Annotated in this window: 14 protein-coding genes and 1 tRNA gene; 11 read left to right on the top strand and 4 right to left on the bottom strand. The window is 60.7% G+C overall.

Annotation, left to right across the window (positions count from 1 at the left end; genetic code table 11):
* The 11 genes from TQ29_RS13765 to TQ29_RS13715 all read left to right on the top strand — a co-directional run bounded on the left by TQ29_RS13765 (position 1) and on the right by TQ29_RS13715 (position 13,755).
* Positions 1-1,263, top strand: coding sequence for an imelysin family protein (locus TQ29_RS13765; protein ID WP_054539624.1), 1,263 nt, complete (start codon positions 1-3; stop codon positions 1,261-1,263).
* Positions 1,264-1,359: 96 nt separating this feature from the next.
* Positions 1,360-2,910, top strand: coding sequence for a di-heme oxidoredictase family protein (locus TQ29_RS13760; RefSeq protein ID WP_082386654.1), 1,551 nt, complete (start codon positions 1,360-1,362; stop codon positions 2,908-2,910).
* A gap of 1 nt (position 2,911) precedes the next feature.
* Positions 2,912-3,925 (top strand): imelysin family protein, encoded by a 1,014-nt coding sequence (locus tag TQ29_RS13755; protein WP_054539623.1) that lies wholly within the window; start codon positions 2,912-2,914, stop codon positions 3,923-3,925.
* A gap of 1 nt (position 3,926) precedes the next feature.
* Entirely contained in the window at positions 3,927-5,003 is a 1,077-nt protein-coding gene (locus tag TQ29_RS13750) for a DUF1513 domain-containing protein (RefSeq protein ID WP_054540452.1), read from the top strand.
* Positions 5,004-5,402: 399 nt separating this feature from the next.
* On the top strand, positions 5,403-6,686 hold the full coding sequence (locus TQ29_RS13745; RefSeq protein WP_054539622.1) for an O-antigen ligase: 1,284 nt from the start codon (positions 5,403-5,405) through the stop codon (positions 6,684-6,686).
* Positions 6,687-7,024: 338 nt separating this feature from the next.
* Complete coding sequence (locus TQ29_RS13740) at positions 7,025-8,101, top strand: glycosyltransferase family 4 protein (protein WP_082386653.1); 1,077 nt, start codon at positions 7,025-7,027, stop codon at positions 8,099-8,101.
* Positions 8,102-8,658: 557 nt separating this feature from the next.
* Positions 8,659-9,459 (top strand): sulfotransferase family 2 domain-containing protein, encoded by an 801-nt coding sequence (locus TQ29_RS13735; protein WP_082386652.1) that lies wholly within the window; start codon positions 8,659-8,661, stop codon positions 9,457-9,459.
* Complete coding sequence (locus TQ29_RS20905; RefSeq protein WP_054539619.1) at positions 9,452-10,717, top strand: lipopolysaccharide biosynthesis protein; 1,266 nt, start codon at positions 9,452-9,454, stop codon at positions 10,715-10,717. Before TQ29_RS13735 ends, TQ29_RS20905 begins: the two co-directional genes overlap by 8 nt.
* On the top strand, positions 10,714-11,832 hold the full coding sequence (locus tag TQ29_RS13725; RefSeq protein ID WP_054539618.1) for a glycosyltransferase family 4 protein: 1,119 nt from the start codon (positions 10,714-10,716) through the stop codon (positions 11,830-11,832). The genes TQ29_RS20905 and TQ29_RS13725 overlap by 4 nt, the downstream gene beginning before the upstream one ends.
* Positions 11,829-12,524 (top strand): sulfotransferase family 2 domain-containing protein, encoded by a 696-nt coding sequence (locus tag TQ29_RS13720; protein WP_054539617.1) that lies wholly within the window; start codon positions 11,829-11,831, stop codon positions 12,522-12,524. The genes TQ29_RS13725 and TQ29_RS13720 overlap by 4 nt, the downstream gene beginning before the upstream one ends.
* Position 12,525: 1 nt before the next feature.
* Positions 12,526-13,755: a glycosyltransferase family 4 protein gene (locus tag TQ29_RS13715; RefSeq protein ID WP_162231831.1), complete on the top strand. Its 1,230-nt coding sequence runs from the start codon at positions 12,526-12,528 to the stop codon at positions 13,753-13,755.
* A 350-nt stretch (positions 13,756-14,105) separates the two neighbouring features.
* On the opposite strand, the gene TQ29_RS13705 is transcribed toward TQ29_RS13715, so the two are convergent.
* The 4 genes from TQ29_RS13705 to TQ29_RS13690 all read right to left on the bottom strand — a co-directional run bounded on the left by TQ29_RS13705 (position 14,106) and on the right by TQ29_RS13690 (position 17,245).
* A tRNA-Met gene (locus tag TQ29_RS13705) sits at positions 14,106-14,182 on the bottom strand.
* A 137-nt stretch (positions 14,183-14,319) separates the two neighbouring features.
* Positions 14,320-15,414 carry a TRAP transporter substrate-binding protein DctP gene (gene dctP, locus TQ29_RS13700; RefSeq protein ID WP_054539615.1) on the bottom strand — a complete coding sequence of 365 codons (1,095 nt, stop codon included), beginning with the start codon at positions 15,412-15,414 and terminating at the stop codon, positions 14,320-14,322.
* A gap of 15 nt (positions 15,415-15,429) precedes the next feature.
* A complete protein-coding gene (locus tag TQ29_RS13695; RefSeq protein ID WP_054540450.1) occupies positions 15,430-16,728 on the bottom strand; it encodes a TRAP transporter large permease subunit in 1,299 nt (432 codons plus the stop codon).
* Between the two features lie 16 nt (positions 16,729-16,744).
* Positions 16,745-17,245: a TRAP transporter small permease subunit gene (locus TQ29_RS13690; RefSeq protein WP_037208557.1), complete on the bottom strand. Its 501-nt coding sequence runs from the start codon at positions 17,243-17,245 to the stop codon at positions 16,745-16,747.
* Between the last annotated feature and the right edge of the window lie 204 nt (positions 17,246-17,449).

Raw genomic sequence — 17,449 nt, 5'->3', positions numbered from 1 at the left:
ATGAAACCTCTTCTTCCGGCAGCCGTGGCCCTGTGCGCCTCACTCGGCACCGGCGCGATGGCCCAGGACAAGGCCGCCGTTCTGGAAACCTATGCCGACATCGCCGCCGCGGCCTATGGCGACAGCCTGATCACCGCGCAGCGCCTGCAGGTGGCGGTCAATGCCCTTGGCACCGCGCCCTCGGCCGAAGCGTTGCAGCAGGCCCGCGCCGCCTGGCTTGCCGCCCGCGTACCCTATCAGCAGACCGAGGCGTTCCGCTTCGGCAACCCGATCGTTGACGACTGGGAGGGCAAGGTGAACGCCTGGCCGCTGGATGAAGGGCTGATTGACTATGTGGATGGCTCTTACGGCGGGCCGACCGACGAAAACGCCTTTGCGGTGCTGAACGTCGTGGCAAACCCCGGCTTCACCCTGTCGGGCAAGAGCATTGACGCGGCAGAGATCACGCCCGCGCTGCTGGCCGACACGCTGCACGAAGCGGACGGGATCGAATCCAACGTGGCCACCGGCTATCACGCCATCGAGTTTCTGCTGTGGGGGCAGGATCTGAACGGGCACGCCCATGGGGCCGGTAACCGGCCCTGGACGGATTACGCCACCGGCGACGCCTGCACCGGCGGCAATTGCGATCGCCGCGCGGCCTATCTTCAGGCGGCGACGGATCTTCTGGTCAGCGATCTGGAATGGATGGCGGCGCAATGGGCCGATGGCGGCGCGGCACGCAATGCCCTGACGGCGCATGAAGATGCCGGCCTCTCGGCCATCCTGACCGGGATGGGCAGCCTTTCCTATGGCGAGCAGGCGGGCGAACGCATGCGCCTTGGCCTGATGCTGAACGACCCCGAGGAAGAGCATGATTGTTTCTCGGACAACACCCACAACAGCCACTACTATGACGGGCTGGGGGTGCAGAACGTCTATCTGGGCGAATATGTCCGGGTTGACGGCACGCTGGTGTCCGGTCCGTCTCTGTCTGATCTTGTGGCCGCGACGGATGCGGATCTCGATGCCGAGATGCAGCGCAAACTGTCGGCCACGATGAGGGCACTTGGCCGGATCAAGACGGCGGCCGAGGCAGGGTTTTCCTATGATCAGATGCTGGAGCGGGGCAATCTCGCGGGGGAAACCCTGGTCATGGGCGGGGTCGAGGGGCTGATCGACCAGACCCGGACGATCGAGCGCGTCGTCACCACGCTCGACCTTGACCAGATCGCCTTCGAAGGCTCCGACAGTCTGGACAACCCCGGCGCCGTGTTCCAGTAATCGCTAACCGCCGGGGCGCGGCCCGTGCCCCGGCCCCAACAAGGCGGCTGACAGAGGGACGCCTCGGTGTCAGCCGGTCCCCGTATGAAAAGACCGATGGCAAGACCTGAGCAGGATATCGCGCCGCGCAGATGCAAATCTGCCGGCTTTGCCCTTTGGGGCGTTTTGGCGTTTTGGGCGCCCGCCGCTCTGGCGGGCGACCCTCATCTTCCCGTTGTCCCGCGCACCGAGGACGAGGCGGCCCGGATCGCGATGGTGACCGCCCCGGCCCATGATTTCAGCGCGCCCGAGAAATTCGAGGCATTGCCGGCCGGGTCGGCCACGGTGCGCCGGCGGACGAACGCGGATGCGTTTTCGCAGCCATCGGGCAACATCAGCTTTGAGCGCGAGCTGGATTTCAAGGTCGGCAACGGGTTGTTCAAGAAGCTCTGGGTGTCGTCCCCGTCATCGACCCTGGCCTCCGACGGGCTCGGCCCGCTCTACAACGCCCGCTCCTGCCAGCGGTGCCACATAAAGGACGGGCGGGGCCACCCGCCCGAGGGGCCGCAGGACAGCGCCGTTTCCATGTTCCTGCGCGTGTCGATCCCCGCCGACCCCGGCACCGCGATGACCGGGATCGAGGACTATCTGGGCGCGCTGCCCGATCCCACCTACGGCACGCAGCTTCAGGATTTCAGCGTGGCGGGGCACCCGGCCGAGTACCGGCTGCAGATCACCTATGAGGAGATCGAGGTCGCGCTGTCCGAGGGGGAAACCGCGACCTTGCGCAAGCCCAGCTATACGGCGGCGGATCTGGGCTATGGCCCGCTGCACCCCGACGCGATGCTGTCGCCCCGGGTGGCGTCGCAGATGATCGGTCTCGGGTTGCTCGAGGCGATCCCGGCCGAGGATATCCTGGCCGGGGCAGACCCGGATGACCGCGACGGAAACGGGGTATCGGGCCGCGCCAACACCGTCTGGTCGGTGGAATTCGGGCGCCCGATGCTGGGCCGGTTCGGCCATAAGGCCGGCGCCCCGACCATCCGCCACCAGTCGGCCGCCGCCTTTGCCGGTGACATCGGCATTTCCAGCCCGCTGTTTCCAGCGGGCTGGGGAGATTGCACCGAAGCGCAGGCCGATTGCCGCGCGGCCCCCGATGGCGGCGACGCCGCGCATGACGGGCTGGAGATCGACGCGCAGGGGCTGGACCTCGTCACCTTCTACAGCCGCAACCTGGCCGTGCCCGCCCGGCCCGATATCGCCGATCCGCAGGTGCTGCACGGCAAGCATGTGTTTTATGAAACCGGCTGCATTTCCTGCCACACCCCGAAATTCGTGACCCACCGTCTGACCGATCAGCCGGAGCAGAGCTTTCAACTGATCTGGCCCTATACCGATCTTTTGCTGCATGACATGGGCGAGGGCCTGGCCGATCACCGCCCCGAGGCCCGCGCCAGCGGGATGGAATGGCGCACCGCACCGCTTTGGGGGATCGGTTCCACCCAAACCGTCAGCGGCCACAGCTATTTTCTGCACGATGGCCGCGCCAGATCCCTGCTGGAGGCGATTCTGTGGCATGGTGGCGAAGCACAGCCGATGCGCGACGCCGTGGTGGCCATGCCGAAAGCCGACCGCGCCGCGCTGATCCGTTTTCTGGAGAGCCTCTGACATGCGTTTCCTGATCCTCCTTGCCTTTGTGATCACGCCTCTGACCGGCTGGGCGCAAGACCGGTCTGCCACGATACAAGATGTGGTCGAGGCCCATATCCTTCCGGGCTTTACCCGGCTGGCGTCGGCCTCTGCCGCCCTGTCGCAGGCGGCGCAGGCCGATTGCGCGGCGGCGTCGGAGGGCCTGCGGGGCGCCTTCAACGATGCCTTCGACGCCTGGATCGGGGTCAGCCATCTGCGCTTCGGCCCGACCGAGACCGGCAACAGGGCCTTCGCGCTGGCGTTCTGGCCCGATCCCCGCAGCGCCACGCCAAAGGCGCTGTCGGCCATGATCGAAGCCGAGGATCCGGTGGTGGAAAGCGCCGACGCCTTCCAAACCGTTTCGATCGCGGCGCGCGGGTTCTATGCGCTGGAGTTCCTGCTCTACGACCCGCAGATCAGCGCGCTGGGGTCGGGCGCCTATCGCTGTGCCCTGATCCGGGCGGTTGCCGCCGATGTCGACAATACCGCGCAGGCCATCCTGACGGACTGGCAGGATCACTATGCCGCCCTGCTGATCTCGCCTGAGAACAGCGATGTCTACCGCTCGGACGAGGAGGTGCTGCAGGAGCTGTTCAAGGCGCTGACCACCGGACTTCAGTTTACCGCCGATACCCGGCTCGGGCGGCCGCTGGGCACGTTCGATCAGCCCCGCCCCACCCGCGCCGAGGCCCGCCGCGCCGGCCGTTCCCTGCGCCATGTGCAGCTCTCGCTGATCGCCCTGCGGGATCTGGCGCAGCGCCTTGCATCCATCTCGCCCGAGGCGTCGGCGACGCTCGACGCGGCCTTCGCCCAGTCTCTCGATCTGACCGAGCGGCTCGACGATCCGGTTTTCGCCGGGGTGGCGGACCCGCAGGGCCGGCTGCGCGTCGAGGCGCTGCAACAGTCGATCGGGCGGATCAGAGAGATTGCGGCAGCCGACCTTGGCCCGGCGCTTGGCGTCGCGGCGGGATTCAACGCATTGGATGGAGATTGACATGACCACACGCCGGGGATTCATGGCAGGCATGCTGGCCACCGGGCTGGCGCCGAAACCAAGCTGGGCCGATGCCGGAAACCCGGCCTATCTGTCCGCCGCGAAACGGCCTGACGGCAGCTATCACCTGTACGGGCTGGACGAGTTGGGAGCACCGCTTTTCAGTGTTCCGCTGCCCGACAGGGGGCACGCCGCTGCCGCGCATCCCTCCCGGCCCGAAGCGGTCGCCTTTGCCCGCCGCCCGGGGACCTTCGCCATCGTGCTCGATTGTATCTCCGGCGGCATCCGGTCGCGGATGGAGGCGCCCGAGGGGCGGCATTTCTACGGCCACGGGGTGTTCTCCGCCGACGGATCGCTGCTGTTCACGCCAGAGAACGACTACGAGGCGGGGCAGGGCCGTATCGGCGTCTGGCAGGCCGGCACGGATTACATCCGTATTGATGAGTTTTCCTCGGGCGGGGTCGGCCCGCATGACATCGCCCGGCTGCCCGGAACCGATACCATGGTCGTGGCCAACGGCGGGATCGAGACCCACCCGGATGCGGGCCGTGCCAAGCTGAACCTGCCGGTGATGCGGCCCAACCTGACCTATCTGGATGGCATGGGGCAGGTCACCGGCCAGATCGAACTGAACGCCGATCTGCACCTGAACTCGATCCGTCATCTGGCGGTGCGGGACGATGGTCTGGTGGCATTCGCCATGCAGTGGCAGGGCGACGGCGCGGTTCACCCGCCGCTTCTGGGCCTGCACCGTGATGGCGACGACGTGCTGCTGCTGCAGGCGCCGGACGATTTGCACCGCCGGATGGAGGGCTACGCCGGCAGCGTTGCGATCTCGTCGGACGGCGGTTCGGTTGCGATCACCTCGCCCCGGGGCGGCGCCATTCAGATGTTCGACACGGACACCGCGGTTTTCGCGGCCGAACTGCCGCAAGGGGACGTTTGTGGTATCAACGCGGGGCCGGAGGGGTTTGTGGCGACGACAGGAAACGGCACCGTGATCCATATGGAGCAGGGCCGGGTTCTGGGGGCCGAAAGCCACCGGGTCGCCTGGGACAACCATCTTATTCGGTTGTAAGCCGTAGCCTGCCTGGTGCGATGCGGTGATGCCCGGCGCGGCCTGCCTGTTGCGGAGGACGCGGCCGCGCCTGTGCCGCATGTTGGCATCCTCGTTTTGGCAATCGGCAAGCTGGTACCTTCGCGCGTTTTGTTCCGCATCATCCATCTGCGCCGTCGACCGGATCTTCCGAGTTTTCATCGGCCCGCATGGCCTAGATCAGCAATATAAAGTAGCGCTGGCATTCTTAACCAAACGGGCAGAATGCGCCCTGGCGTCGTAGCGATGAGCACATTTCTGCCCAACTCGTGAGCAAATTGATGTGCAACTGCGTTGTGTGGGCAAGCTTAGTATGATCGAATGTTGGTGATTTTGAGCAGATGTGTATAGCATATAAATTAGGATTTTTGAGGGCAGAAAATGAATCTTATACAAGCCAGATTGCAGTTAACTTCATATAGTTTCCTTCTGGTTTTCTTTATTTCTTTGTTCGTGGTTATAATTGAGCCAGCTCCATCGGATCTTGCTTTTGTGGTCTCCTTTCTGGCTCTCTTGCTGTCCGGTCGGATTTTCGTCAGCAGGTATCTAAAATTCTTCTTTTACCTTGTCGCCGCCTATCTGTTCGCCAACTTAGTCTCTAGTTTCGCGTGGAAAAGCGCAACTTTTGGTGGTCGATATGTCGCGATCACGATATATATGCTTCTTATACCACTTCTGATGGCGCACTTTACCGACGCTTTGGGTGAAGACGCCGTAGAGAAGTTTTACAAGTTTTTCTTCATTGCAGCTGGCGTGTCTGGGTTCATCGGCATGTTGGCGGTTTTTCGAGTGGCCCCCGGACCAATAACTTTGTACTTCAAGGCGGATGACGGGCTGAGGCTTTCCCCTCTTTTTAAGGATCCAAATGTCTACGGTCCCTTTATGGGGTCTGCCGGGCTGCTGATGTTGGGGAACGCCCTTCGTCCCGATGTGGGCAGGCAAGCGTTAAGGCTCATATCCTCATTCTTTCTACTTGGTATGATGTTCTTGACATTCTCCCGCGGCGCTTGGCTGGGTACAGGTGTTTCTATTTTTGTCATGTCAACTTTGATTTTGCTATTTGCAAGAAGGCGCAAGACGCTAGTAACATTTATTGCATTGAGTACGGTGGGAAGTGCCGCTGCTATCAGCGCCGGTGTATACATGTTGGAGAAGCTAAATTTGGTGGACTTTCTGTTTAAGCGGTTCCAACTCCAATCATATGACAGTCATCGCTTTCAAAACTGGGCGAACGCATTGCAAGTAGTTGAAAGAAAGCCACTAGGTGTCGGGCCTGGCCATTACGTTGGAAGAACCCATTTCCCAGATAGTGACTTTGGACTTGCTACCCATAATATCTATCTAAAGGTCGCTGTGGAAAATGGCTGGTTTGGCTTCGCAACTTTTTTTGGTGCTATATGCGTTCTTATATATTTGTTGTTCCGGAGCATAAAGGCGCAAGATGATCGCCAACCCATTCGTATTGCTGTTTTAGCCGCTATTGTCGGGCAGTTTGCAAGCAGCGTGGTTGTTGACTCCTTGCACTGGCGTCATCTTTTCGTGTTGTTTGGATTCGCATGCTGCGAAATCATCGTTTTTCAGAAACAAAAGCATATCAAGCGATTATCTCTTTCGTATCCACCAATGCCAGCGTTTCAAAGAAGCAATAACCTTTCTACTTCTTAGATGCCACTTAGCCATCCTTCCGCTCTAGTCTGGAGGGAGCATCAAGCTGTAAGCCTGCCACCGCAGGCGGTTGGGGATCGTATGAAGGCGCTGGCGCTGGAACGCCCGGCCCACATGGCTCAACTTGGCCGAGCCAGTGCCCTCGTGGCTCTTCGCGCCCAACACCAACTTGAACCCATTCCATCATGTGTAAAGATTGTGCGGTCGCGGAACCCTGTCTGCGAAAGACGCGGCAGCAAGAGCGAAGCGACGCGCTGAGGGGTAAGCAATCTCAACTTTTGCTAGCCAAGCGGGGGGCGCGACTCTTACCTACACCTGAGTATAGCTGGAGATAGAACATGAGATCGTCACGAGACCGAATCAAAGTGCTCCATTTCTGCGAAACCGCTATGGGCGGCGTGGGCACCTACCAAAAAGGCCTCGCCGAGATGGATGCATCCGCTTTCGATCAGGTGTTTCTCATGCCCGCGAAACATGCTGCTATCATGGGTGACGAGTCGAGGGTGATAACCTATCCGCTGAAAAAGCGGGGGGCGATGGCGATTTTTGCGCAAATCCGAGCCTTCCGGAATCTGGCTCGCACGCAGCGCCCCGACGTGGCCTTCTTCCACTCCTCATTTTCATTGCCTGTCTTATTGGCCATGCGAGTTTTGGGTGGGCTTCCACGCACGATATATTGTGCCCATGGATGGGCCGCATTGCAGTATGGCGAGAGTTTTCGCGCCCGCGTGGTACGGGCGATCGAGGGCCGGCTGTGTGGTTTGGCGGACGTGGTAGTGAACGTTTCGATCCATGATCTCGAAGTGGCAACGACAGGGAACTACGGCGGACGTCAGATACTCATAGAAAATGCCGTACCGCCGCCTGCCGCCGATGTGAGATCCGACTTGTTTGCAGGCGAACCAGACAAGCTTCATCTTTTGTTTGTTGGCAGGTTCGACCGACAGAAAGGGCTCGATATTCTTTTCGCAGCGTTAAGAAAAATCCGGGAAAAGCGCCCGGATATTGTATTGCATGTGATCGGAGCGGCGGTACGTGAGGCGGATCAACCTGAGGTTCCGGACGGGGTAGACATGGTCGGTTGGGTCGATCGGCGGGATATCGACAGTTGGTACGCCTCTGCGGACGCATTGGTGGTGCCGTCACGCTGGGAGGGGCTGCCACTTGTCATTCCAGAAGCCCTGCGCAATGGCACACCTGTTATCACCTCGCGGCGCTGCGGGATGGAACAATTGTTTGAGGAAGGAAAATCAGGCATCGCCTTTGAGGCGAACGACGAGGCCTTGGCGAAAACCTTGATGAGCCTGAACAAGCACAGTTTGCGTGAGATGCGTGCAAACTGCAGTGCGCTGTATGGGGCTCGCTACTCGATGGATAGGCTTTTTCGGGAAGTTGCCGAGGTGTATGCTGAATAGGTGGTGTTCATATGGCCTTCTGACTTTTGCCAGATGCCGCGTGAACAGGCTCATCGCAGATGAAAGTGCAGATCCTGCCGGGGCGTTGCGCCTTAGTGCTATGGTTTCATCCCCTGGATGTGCTCACAAACGATATCCCGGTCTGTGCCTGCATCGAGAGGATTCGGGTATCACACGCCTTCTGCTATCTTGCGGATTGGCGCCGCAGCCCGCCCCGCTACGGTCAGCTCGCAATCAGTTTCCAAGCCTCCGGCACCCTTCTTTGGTGGAGCTGATTGCACCTCGACTCTGGCCCGAGGGGCTTGACCACCGCGCGAGTTGTCGGGGCGCCGCTACCTTTCCGGAGTTTCCGCCAAATTACTGTGCTCACTAGGTGGAATTTTTTGAAAATACGCGACTTTGGCGCCGCCAAACTGTACACCGAGCGTTGCCTCCTTTAGTTGTGAAAGAATAGGCATCGATGATTGCTCTCAAGGGGCGCTTAGTGACGTAGACAAGCAACTTGCCGCAAAGCTCCATGTGGACCTTTCGGTCGGGGATTTGGGATCTGATATCCAATGGGAATTGTCGACACAGCAAAAAATGTGCGTTTAGCTCTGGCCGATGCCGCGATACCAACGCGCCTTGTCTTTCATCATGTCCCCAAATGCGGAGGAACCTCGGTGGGTAGGGCGCTGCGCAAGCGATATATTCTTTCGCAGGCGACAGTAAGGCCTGATGAAAGTTTTCGTGCTTTTGAGGCGTTTTCTGCGCGTTCTGACCGTGCGGCTATGCTGATCGATGTAGCGGACCTGCGCGAGCAAATGTTGCTCTACCATCTTTTCGACGACGTGCGCTGCATCTCTCTGCACGTGGCCTTTTCGGATGTCGCGTATGAGCGTTTTTACGATCGCTATAAGTTCGTGACCATTCTGCGTGAGCCCGTGGCGCGTTTTGTGTCACATTACTTTTGGAGTTACGGCAAACAGGGCGACCATGCCATCATTGACGAGGGTTTTGCCGATTTTCTGCAAACGGACCGTGCGCGGCGTCTCGGGGCGAGCTATGTCGAGTACTATTCCGGACAACCGAAAGCTCCCGATCTTGCCGACCCCGCTCTGATCAAAAAGGCAATCGCCAATCTGCGCGAAAAGTTTAGCGTGGTGGGTCGCCTTGAGGATCTTCCGGGCTTTACTGCCGACCTGAAGCGCGAGCTGGGCGTGCGAGTGCGTGTCGGTCATGAAAACAAGGGGCGTCAGTCAAAAGACACGCGGAAGTCCACAATCACACCCGAACTGATGGAGCAAGTGCGCAAGCTTTGCGCACCGGATATCGCCATCTGGGATGCGTATTTCAAGCCAGGGCAGACCCATGGTTGACGTCCCTTCAGGAGAGGCGAAGGTCAGACTGCGCAGGCTGGTCGGATGGGGGCTGCTGGGGCAAATTTCCTATGTCGTCTGCCAGTTCCTCATCCTTGTTGCTCTTGCGCGGTTTGCCAGCGTGGAAGATGTCGGGCGCTTCGGCCTTGCCAGCGCAATCATCCTGCCGATTTACTGGTTCTTCAATCTTGGCGTTCGCGCAAATCAAGCGACTGACGCGCGCTCCGAATTCAGCTTCCGCGAATTCAGGATGTTGCGAATCGTCGCGAGCGCTGTCGCCTACGGTATCATCGTTGCCATAGTGCTTGTTTTCGTCGGGCCGGAAATGCGGCCGGTGATGCTTGTCTTGGGCGCGGCGAAGGGCATCGAGACTTTCTCCGATCTGTGTTACGGCATGTTCCAAAAGGGCGAGCGGATGAACTATGTGGCCCGTTCGCTAATCTTGCGCGGGTTTGGAGGAGCGGCTCTGTTCTGGGGGGTGATCGTCCTTACAGGCTCCACCACCGCCGCCTACGGCGGGTTGCTGGTTGCGTGGGCGCTGATCACCCTCGGTCTCGATCTTGGCAGCGCGGGGCGGCTGGCCCGTGCTACTGGTGACAACGGATTGCTGCGAGCGCAAAAGGTGCGCTTGCTTGCCGTCACCTCGTTGCCACTTGCCTTCAACGCGTTACTTTCGGCGCTTCAGGCCTCGACCCCGCGCTACATGATCGGCCATCTCCTTGGTCTTGCGGCGCTTGGTCAGTTCACCGTGGTCGCCTATGCGATGCAGGCTGTAACGACAGTCACCATGGCCATCGGTCAGTCCATCGTTGCCCGCTTGGCGCACTATTCGGTTGTCGGAAACAAACGTGCATTCGGCCGTACCCTGCGCCAGCTTGTCGCCCTGATCGCCGGGTCTACCGCCGCCGGGGCTGTTGTGGCGCTGGTCATTGGGGAATGGGTGCTGGTGACGGTGTTCGGGCCGGCCTATACCGGACTGGCCATCCAGCTTGCCCTATGTCTGGTGGCTGCGGGCGTATCTGCCTCCGCCACGATTTTGCAATCAGGGCTCCTGGCTACCCGCAATTTCGGGATCAATCTTCAAATTCGCATTGTAACCTTTTGCGCGATAGTGGCGCTGACTGCCGCAGGCGCATATTACGCCGGTCTTTCCGGAGTGATCACAGGCATGATCATCGCATCTTTGCTGCAAGGCGTTCTGCTGGGCCGGGCGCTTGTTGGCCTGCCATTCGAAACCGACGCGGACGGGCTGAAATGAACCGCCCGCGCCTCGCCTTTGTGCTTCAGGATGCGCTTGGATGGCGGACCTATCGCGCCCAGCTCGAGCGGGTGCTGCGTGGGCGCGAGGATATCGAAGCGCGGGTGGTTTCGGTCTCGCTCAGCCGTTGGGATACGCTCCTGCACAAACGCAACAACATGCGCCAACGCGACCATCTGTTCCGGCGGATCGACCCGATCGACGCCTTTTCGGGGCGAAGTGGGCGCACCGTCCGCGCCATGTTGAGCACTTTCTCACCTGATGCCGTGCACTTTGCGGCGCACTGGCCCGCTGCCGCCATCGCCCAGGCCCCGGCGGCGCCCCCTTTCACAGTCACACTCGACAACACCCGCGCCGGTATCGAGCGTGACCTGCCGCGCGACGCCTGGAATCCGAAAGACATGGCACGTGAGGCTGCACTCCTGCGGGGCGCCGCCCACATGTTTCCGATGAGCCGCTGGGCGGCCGGATCGTTGCGCGACGATTGTGGCGTAGCGGATACGGCGATCACCGTGATGCCGCCGTCCATTGATTTGAAGCGGTTCCGACCAGAGGCCAGATCAGACAACGCGCCGGGCAAGTTGCGGGTAGTCTTCATTGGCAACGATATCCGTCGCAAGGGGGCGGCCCGTCTCGTCGAGTGGATCAAGGGACCGCTGGCTGATATGGCCGAGCTGCATATCGTGTCCGGGGATCCGGCCTCCAGATCCCTCGCGGATCATGCGATCGTGCATGGCCGGGTGCCGAACGACCGGCTGGTTGGGGAGCTGTTGCCGTCGATGGACGTGCTCTGCCTGCCCACGCGGTCCGATATGTCGCCACAGGTGCTGGCCGAAGCGGCAGCGGCGGGCCTCCCGGCAGTGGCAAGCGCCATCGGTGGCATTCCCGATCTGGTGATTGATGGCCAGACCGGGTTCACGCCTGACGCTGCGGACGATGTTGGGTTCGTCCAGGCATTAGGGGGCCTTGCCGAAGATCGGAGGCTTGCACGGCAGATGGGCGATGCTGCGCTAAAACATGCCCACGCGCACTTCGATGCCGCGCGTAACTTCAATGACTTGATCGATCGGTTGGTGAGTCTTGCCTCGGTTGATCGCGGCAAGGAGTTATCATGAGACCGAGAGAGTTAGCCCATCTTACTGGCTTCGGACGACGCTATTTCATAGCCTTTTGGTCACGGGGCCTGCCGATTTACGCCGCGCCCCGCGAGGTACAAGATGTTTCCGGCGCAATTTTCGTTCACATTCCCAAAACGGCGGGGATAAGTGTCTGCGAAGCTGTGTACAACACCGACCAATTGTTCGGCCATGCCCCGGCAATCGGTTGGCGCTCACGTGACGTTGAGCGCTTTGAGCGTCTTTTCACCTTTTCTCTGATGCGGGATCCAACAGATCGCTTTTTTTCTGCATTTTACTATCTTAAAACTGGGGCTTTGACCGATAAAGATAACGCTTTCGCGGCTCGCTATCTCTCTGCCTTCGACACGCCCGACGCTCTTTTGACTGCAATGGCACGGAACCCGTTCCTGCGGGCAAGGATCATGTCCTGGGTCCATTTTACCCCTCAAGCCTGGTACCTTACCGATCGCCAGAGCAAGGTTATCGTAGACTACATTGGCCGCGTTGAAACCTTCGACGAGAGTATGAGCGAAATCGCAACGCGTCTTGGCAAGACGTATGCCCCGACCCACAGCAACAAGTCCAAACGCCCCCGCGACCTTGCGCTCGGACCTCAGGCCAAGACCTTTCTCGAAAACCTCTACGCGGATGATTTCCTTATTTACCACGACCGTTTCGGGAACACTTAGCATGGCGCAGTTGGACACCATCGTCATTGCCACCGACAGCGCCCGCCTCAACGGCGGTACTGCAAAGGTGGCATTCATCGAGGCAAAGGGGCTGGTGGCGATGGGTTACCGGGTGATCTTCTTCGCCCCCACCGGTCCGGTCGACCCCGATCTTGCGGCAAGCGGCGTGGAAGTGATCTGCCTTAACGAACCAGACGTGCTCGATGATCCGAACCGCCTGCGCGCGATGCGACGCGGGATCTGGAACGTGGGGGCGGCGCGTGCCCTGCGCGCTACTCTTGCCCCACTCGACCCCGTGCGCACCGCGATTCATGCGCACAGCTTCTCTCGCGCGCTTTCTCCTGCGCTCGGACCCGTGCTGACCGGAGCGGGGTTCCCCTCACTTTTCACAATGCACGAATATTTCCTCGCCTGCCCGAATGGCGGGTTTTACGATTATCGCAAGGAAGAGATCTGCACCCGTCGTCCGCTTGGTCCGCGCTGCATGAGCACCAATTGCGACGCTCGGTCGGGGCTGCAAAAAGGGTGGCGGGTGGCCCGGCAGGTTGCGCTGTGGGGGCCGGGTGGATTGCCGCGCAAGCTGCGCCATATCGCCTATATTTCGGAAACGCAGCTGGCTGCGATGCGTCCCTACCTGCCCGCAGGGGCGCAGCTACATCATATTCTGAACCCGGTCGAGATCGACCTGAACGCCCCGCGCGTCGCGGCCGAGAACAATGACGTCTTCCTGTTCATCGGTCGGCTGATGCCCGAGAAGGGCGCGCTGGATTTTGCCCGCGCGGCAAAGGTGGCAGGGGTGCGGGCGGTGTTTCTGGGTTCAGGCCCGCAGGAGGCCGAGATCCGCGCCGCCAATCCCGAGGCCGAGCTGGCGGGCTGGGTCAGCCCCGCCGAGGTTGCACAGTGGCTGGCGCGCGCACGGGCGCTAGTGTTCCCCAGCCTGTGGTACGAAGGTTACCCGCTAGTGACATGCGAGGCGCTTGGTGTGGGCGTTCCATGTATTGTCGGAAAGTGGTCTGCTGCCCACGAAATGGTCGAGGATGGTGTTAATGGGATTGTCTACGATCGGCGCGAGGCGCTCGCCGGGGCGCTCGGTAGGTTGCGCGATACCGCGACCGTCGCTGCGATGTCGCGGGCGGCCTACGCCCGGCGCGTGCACTATGCCGCGTCGCCAGAGACCCATTGCGCACACGTGATCGAAGTGCTTGAGGAGGTCATCAGCATAAGAGGATGAGCTTGAGAGACATTGCGGTGGAACGTCTGTTCCGCCGGTCCAGTGTTTTGGTGAGTGCGTTCGGGCTTTGGCTGCTGCGCCTTTCTCTTGGGTTATTGTTCGTCCTCAGATTGGGGCGGACTCTAGTCGACGCTGGAGGGAAAATCCCGTGGCAGGTTATGCCGCAGCGCAGAAGGCCGATCAGGCTAAGCCCGATCACATTGACCAACCCGGAAAATAGTTTGACTGTCTGACGTCAGCGCCAATGGGCCAGTTTAGGGTGATATGACACCCCCCGCGAAGCGCTGGGTCAGTGGGCGATGAATCGCCCAAGTGCTTCGATTTTATGGGGAAAATCCCTTGAGGGGATATGGTAGCGGAGGAGGGACTTGAACCCCCGACACGCGGATTATGATTCCGCTGCTCTAACCAACTGAGCTACTCCGCCAAGAGCGAGGGCTAGGTAAGCGAGGGACGGGGGGGCGTCAAGAGGGAATTGCCGGAATGCCGCTGATTGGCGGGCGTTTTCGCCGCATGAAAAAGGGCCCGCCGAAAACGGCGGGCCCCCGTGTCATTCAAAGGCCGTTACTGACCGGCGCAGGCGCGGATCTTTTCGATATCCGGGCCGTTCGGCGTGCGGCCCAGGTTGAACGGGGCCGAGGCATCGCGCCAGCTTTTATAGTCGTTCAGATACTCGAGCTGGCTGAGATAGACCTTCGCCGAGGTGGGGCTGGCGCAGGCGGCATCCTCGATCACCGAATTGGCGATGGTCTGGATTTCGGCAAGGGTTTCATCATCCATACGGGTGATCTCGACCCCGGCTTCCTGGAACTTGCCATAGGCTTCGGTGGCCCGCTTCTCGGTGAACGCGAGCGACCACAGCATCGTCGCGTCAGCGGCGATCTTCAGCTTTTCCTGCGCGCCGGGCGAAAGGGCGTCCCACGCGGCCTTGTTGATCATCACGCCGAATACCGACGAGGACTGGTGCCAGCCCGGTGTCGACCAGTATTTCGTCACCTGGTGGAAGCCGCCGGAATAGTCGACATTCGGGGTGGAGAATTCTGCCCCGTCGATCACGCCGCGCTCGAGCGACTGATAGATCTCTCCGCCGGCCATCGAAACCTGGTTGCCGCCGAGCCGCTCCAGCAGCTGCCCCTGTTCAAGCCCGGACAGGCGCAGGCGCTTGCCCTTCAGATCTGCGGTGTTGCGGATCGGCGCGTTGGTGCGGAAGCCCGATTCGTTGTTGGTGACGGTATAGGGCAGGTAAACCATGCCGAAACGGCCGTAGACCTCGTTATAGATGTCGGCACCGCCCCATTGCTGGATCCAGTTCACGTAATCGACGGCGTTGAACAGGCTGGCGTGCGTCGCCAGGGGCGAGAACGCGGGGTCGCGTCCGGCCCAATAGCCGGGCCAGTCAGCCCCGGCCTGAATGGTGCCGGATTCAACCGCGCCGAACACCTCGCCTGCCGGCACCAGGCTGCCGCCCTCGTAGAAGTCGATTTTCACCTCGTCACCGGCCAGCTTGTTCGCCAGATCGACGAAGTGCTTGTCCATCTCGATCAGTTCGAGCGACGACGGCCAGGTGCTGGTCATGGTCCAGCTTTGCTGGGCCATGGCCGGGCCGCAAAGCGTGGCCACAAAGGCCGCGCCCGCAAGAATTCCGGTTTTGATAGTCATGTCTTCCTCCTCCGTTTATTTGGGTCCGTAGAGATTTTCCGGCAGCCAGGTCACAAGGGACGGGAAAAAGGCGACCAGAAGGCACATCGCGATGATGAGGCCGATGAACGGCATCACACCGGCGATAATCTCGGATGTCTTCACGCTGGAGGGCGCGATGGCCCTGAGATAGAACAGCGCATATCCGAATGGCGGCGTCAGGAACGAGGTCTGCAGCACGATCGCCATCAGCACGACGAACCACAGCAGGCTGATCCCCATCTCCTGCACGATCGGCAGGAAGATCGGGAACGACAAAAGCACGATCCCCGTCCAGTCCAGAAACGCGCCCAGAATGAAGACGATGAACATCATCACCGCGATCAGCATCCAAGGCGCCATGTCGAGGCCGCGCATCACGTCCTGCACCGCTCGCAGGCCGCCGGTGATGTTGAACACCCCGGTAAAGGCCGTGGCACCGACCACGATGAACAGGATCATGGCCGAGGTGCGCCCGGTTTCGAGAAGCGCGCCATAGAAGGTCTTCCACTCGAACTTCCGGCGCATGATCACGATGACAAGCGCCAGCGCCGCGCCGATGGCCGAGGCTTCGGTCGCCGTGGCGACACCGGCAAGCATGGTGCCCAGAATGCCGATGATCAGCACCAGGGGCGGCACCGCCTCGACGGCCAGCATGCGCCACAGGGCGCCGCGGCTGATCTTTTCATCGGGCTGTACGGCGGGGGCCATGTCGGGGCGGACGATCGCCACGATCGTCACCCAGCCGGCGTACAGCAGGCCCAGCAGAACACCGGGCACCATCGCGCCGGCGAAAAGCTCGCCCACCGACAGCGGCGAGTAGCTGGACATCAGGATCAGCATGATCGACGGCGGAATGAGAATGCCGAGGCACCCCGAAGATGCGATGACACCCGCGGTCAGCGACGGGCTGTAGCCATATTGCAGCATCGGACGCAGCGCCATCACGCCCATCACGGTGATCGAAGCGCCGATGATGCCCGTCGTCGCGGCGAGCAGGATCGAGATGAACACCACCGCCAGCGCCAGACCGCCGCGCACCTGCGCAAGCAAAAGCCGCAGCGATTCAAACATTTTGTCGGTCACGCCGGAATCCGACAAAAACCGTGCCATCAGCACGAATAGCGGAATGGCGATCAGGGTGAAGTTATCCAGCACGTCGCCGAAGATGCGGTTGATGATGATGCCGAGCACCATCGGCTTGCCGGCGATGACCGCGCCAAGAACCGCGGTGCCGCCCAGAACGAAGGCCAGCGGATGGCCCATGAACAGCCCGATCACAAGCAGGCCGAACATGACGATGGCGATAAGCTCAGGCGAAATCATTTTTGGCCTCCTTGTGAAGAACGAGCTTCAGCACCTCCGAGATGCCCTGGATGAACAAGAGCCCGGCGGCCACGGCCATTGCGATTTTCAGCGGGTATACCGGCAGTTGGACCGAACCATACGTGGTTTCCCCCTGGTTCCACGATCGCTGCGCGAATTCGATGGAACGGGTCAGGAAAACCCAGGTGAACGGAAAGAAGAAGATGAAGTAGCCCGCGATCTCCACCCAGCGGCGTGCGCCGGCGGAAAGATGCTCAATCAGCAGATCGACCCGCACATGGGATTGATGCCGGAGCGCGTATCCGCCAAGCATGATGAAATAGAAGCCATAGAGCTGTCTCGTCACGTCAAAGGCCCAGCGGGTGGGCGCATTGAAGACATAGCGCATGACGACATCGTAGATGATCATCGCGGCAAAGATGATCGCGACCAGTGAAACGATACGCCCCACGATCTCGTTAATTCCGTCGATCAGACGAATGAGCATTCACGGCTCCCCCCCAAAGCTGCAAGATTTTTGTCATGCGGACGTTTCCAGCTTTGAAGGGCGATGTCAATTGCGCATGGTATTGGAAAGTAAGGTGTAAGAGTCTGGCGGCACTCAAAAAATAGGATGTCGCGCCTTGCCTCGGGCGGGATTCGGGCTAGCAGGGCCGGCGCCTCCGTCAATGCGGCGCTGCAGCGCTGCGCA

The sequence above is a fragment of the Actibacterium sp. EMB200-NS6 genome, from assembly GCF_001305615.1.
Taxonomy (GTDB): domain Bacteria; phylum Pseudomonadota; class Alphaproteobacteria; order Rhodobacterales; family Rhodobacteraceae; genus Actibacterium_A; species Actibacterium_A naphthalenivorans.
Note: the sequence above shows the minus strand (reverse complement) of the source record. Positions and strands in the feature narration are given on the sequence as shown.

Bases quoted from the DNA above. Each gene is read 5' to 3' on its own strand.
- TQ29_RS13765 (WP_054539624.1), top strand. From the start codon at position 1: ATGAAACCTCTTCTTCCGGCAGCCGTGGCCCTGTGCGCCTCACTCGGC.
- TQ29_RS13760 (WP_082386654.1), top strand. From the start codon at position 1,360: ATGGCAAGACCTGAGCAGGATATCGCGCCGCGCAGATGCAAATCTGCC.
- TQ29_RS13755 (WP_054539623.1), top strand. From the start codon at position 2,912: ATGCGTTTCCTGATCCTCCTTGCCTTTGTGATCACGCCTCTGACCGGC.
- TQ29_RS13750 (WP_054540452.1), top strand. From the start codon at position 3,927: ATGACCACACGCCGGGGATTCATGGCAGGCATGCTGGCCACCGGGCTG.
- TQ29_RS13745 (WP_054539622.1), top strand. From the start codon at position 5,403: ATGAATCTTATACAAGCCAGATTGCAGTTAACTTCATATAGTTTCCTT.
- TQ29_RS13740 (WP_082386653.1), top strand. From the start codon at position 7,025: ATGAGATCGTCACGAGACCGAATCAAAGTGCTCCATTTCTGCGAAACC.
- TQ29_RS13735 (WP_082386652.1), top strand. From the start codon at position 8,659: ATGGGAATTGTCGACACAGCAAAAAATGTGCGTTTAGCTCTGGCCGAT.
- TQ29_RS20905 (WP_054539619.1), top strand. From the start codon at position 9,452: ATGGTTGACGTCCCTTCAGGAGAGGCGAAGGTCAGACTGCGCAGGCTG.
- TQ29_RS13725 (WP_054539618.1), top strand. From the start codon at position 10,714: ATGAACCGCCCGCGCCTCGCCTTTGTGCTTCAGGATGCGCTTGGATGG.
- TQ29_RS13720 (WP_054539617.1), top strand. From the start codon at position 11,829: ATGAGACCGAGAGAGTTAGCCCATCTTACTGGCTTCGGACGACGCTAT.
- TQ29_RS13715 (WP_162231831.1), top strand. From the start codon at position 12,526: ATGGCGCAGTTGGACACCATCGTCATTGCCACCGACAGCGCCCGCCTC.
- dctP (WP_054539615.1), bottom strand. From the start codon at position 15,414: ATGACTATCAAAACCGGAATTCTTGCGGGCGCGGCCTTTGTGGCCACG.
- TQ29_RS13695 (WP_054540450.1), bottom strand. From the start codon at position 16,728: ATGTTCGGCCTGCTTGTGATCGGGCTGTTCATGGGCCATCCGCTGGCC.
- TQ29_RS13690 (WP_037208557.1), bottom strand. From the start codon at position 17,245: ATGCTCATTCGTCTGATCGACGGAATTAACGAGATCGTGGGGCGTATC.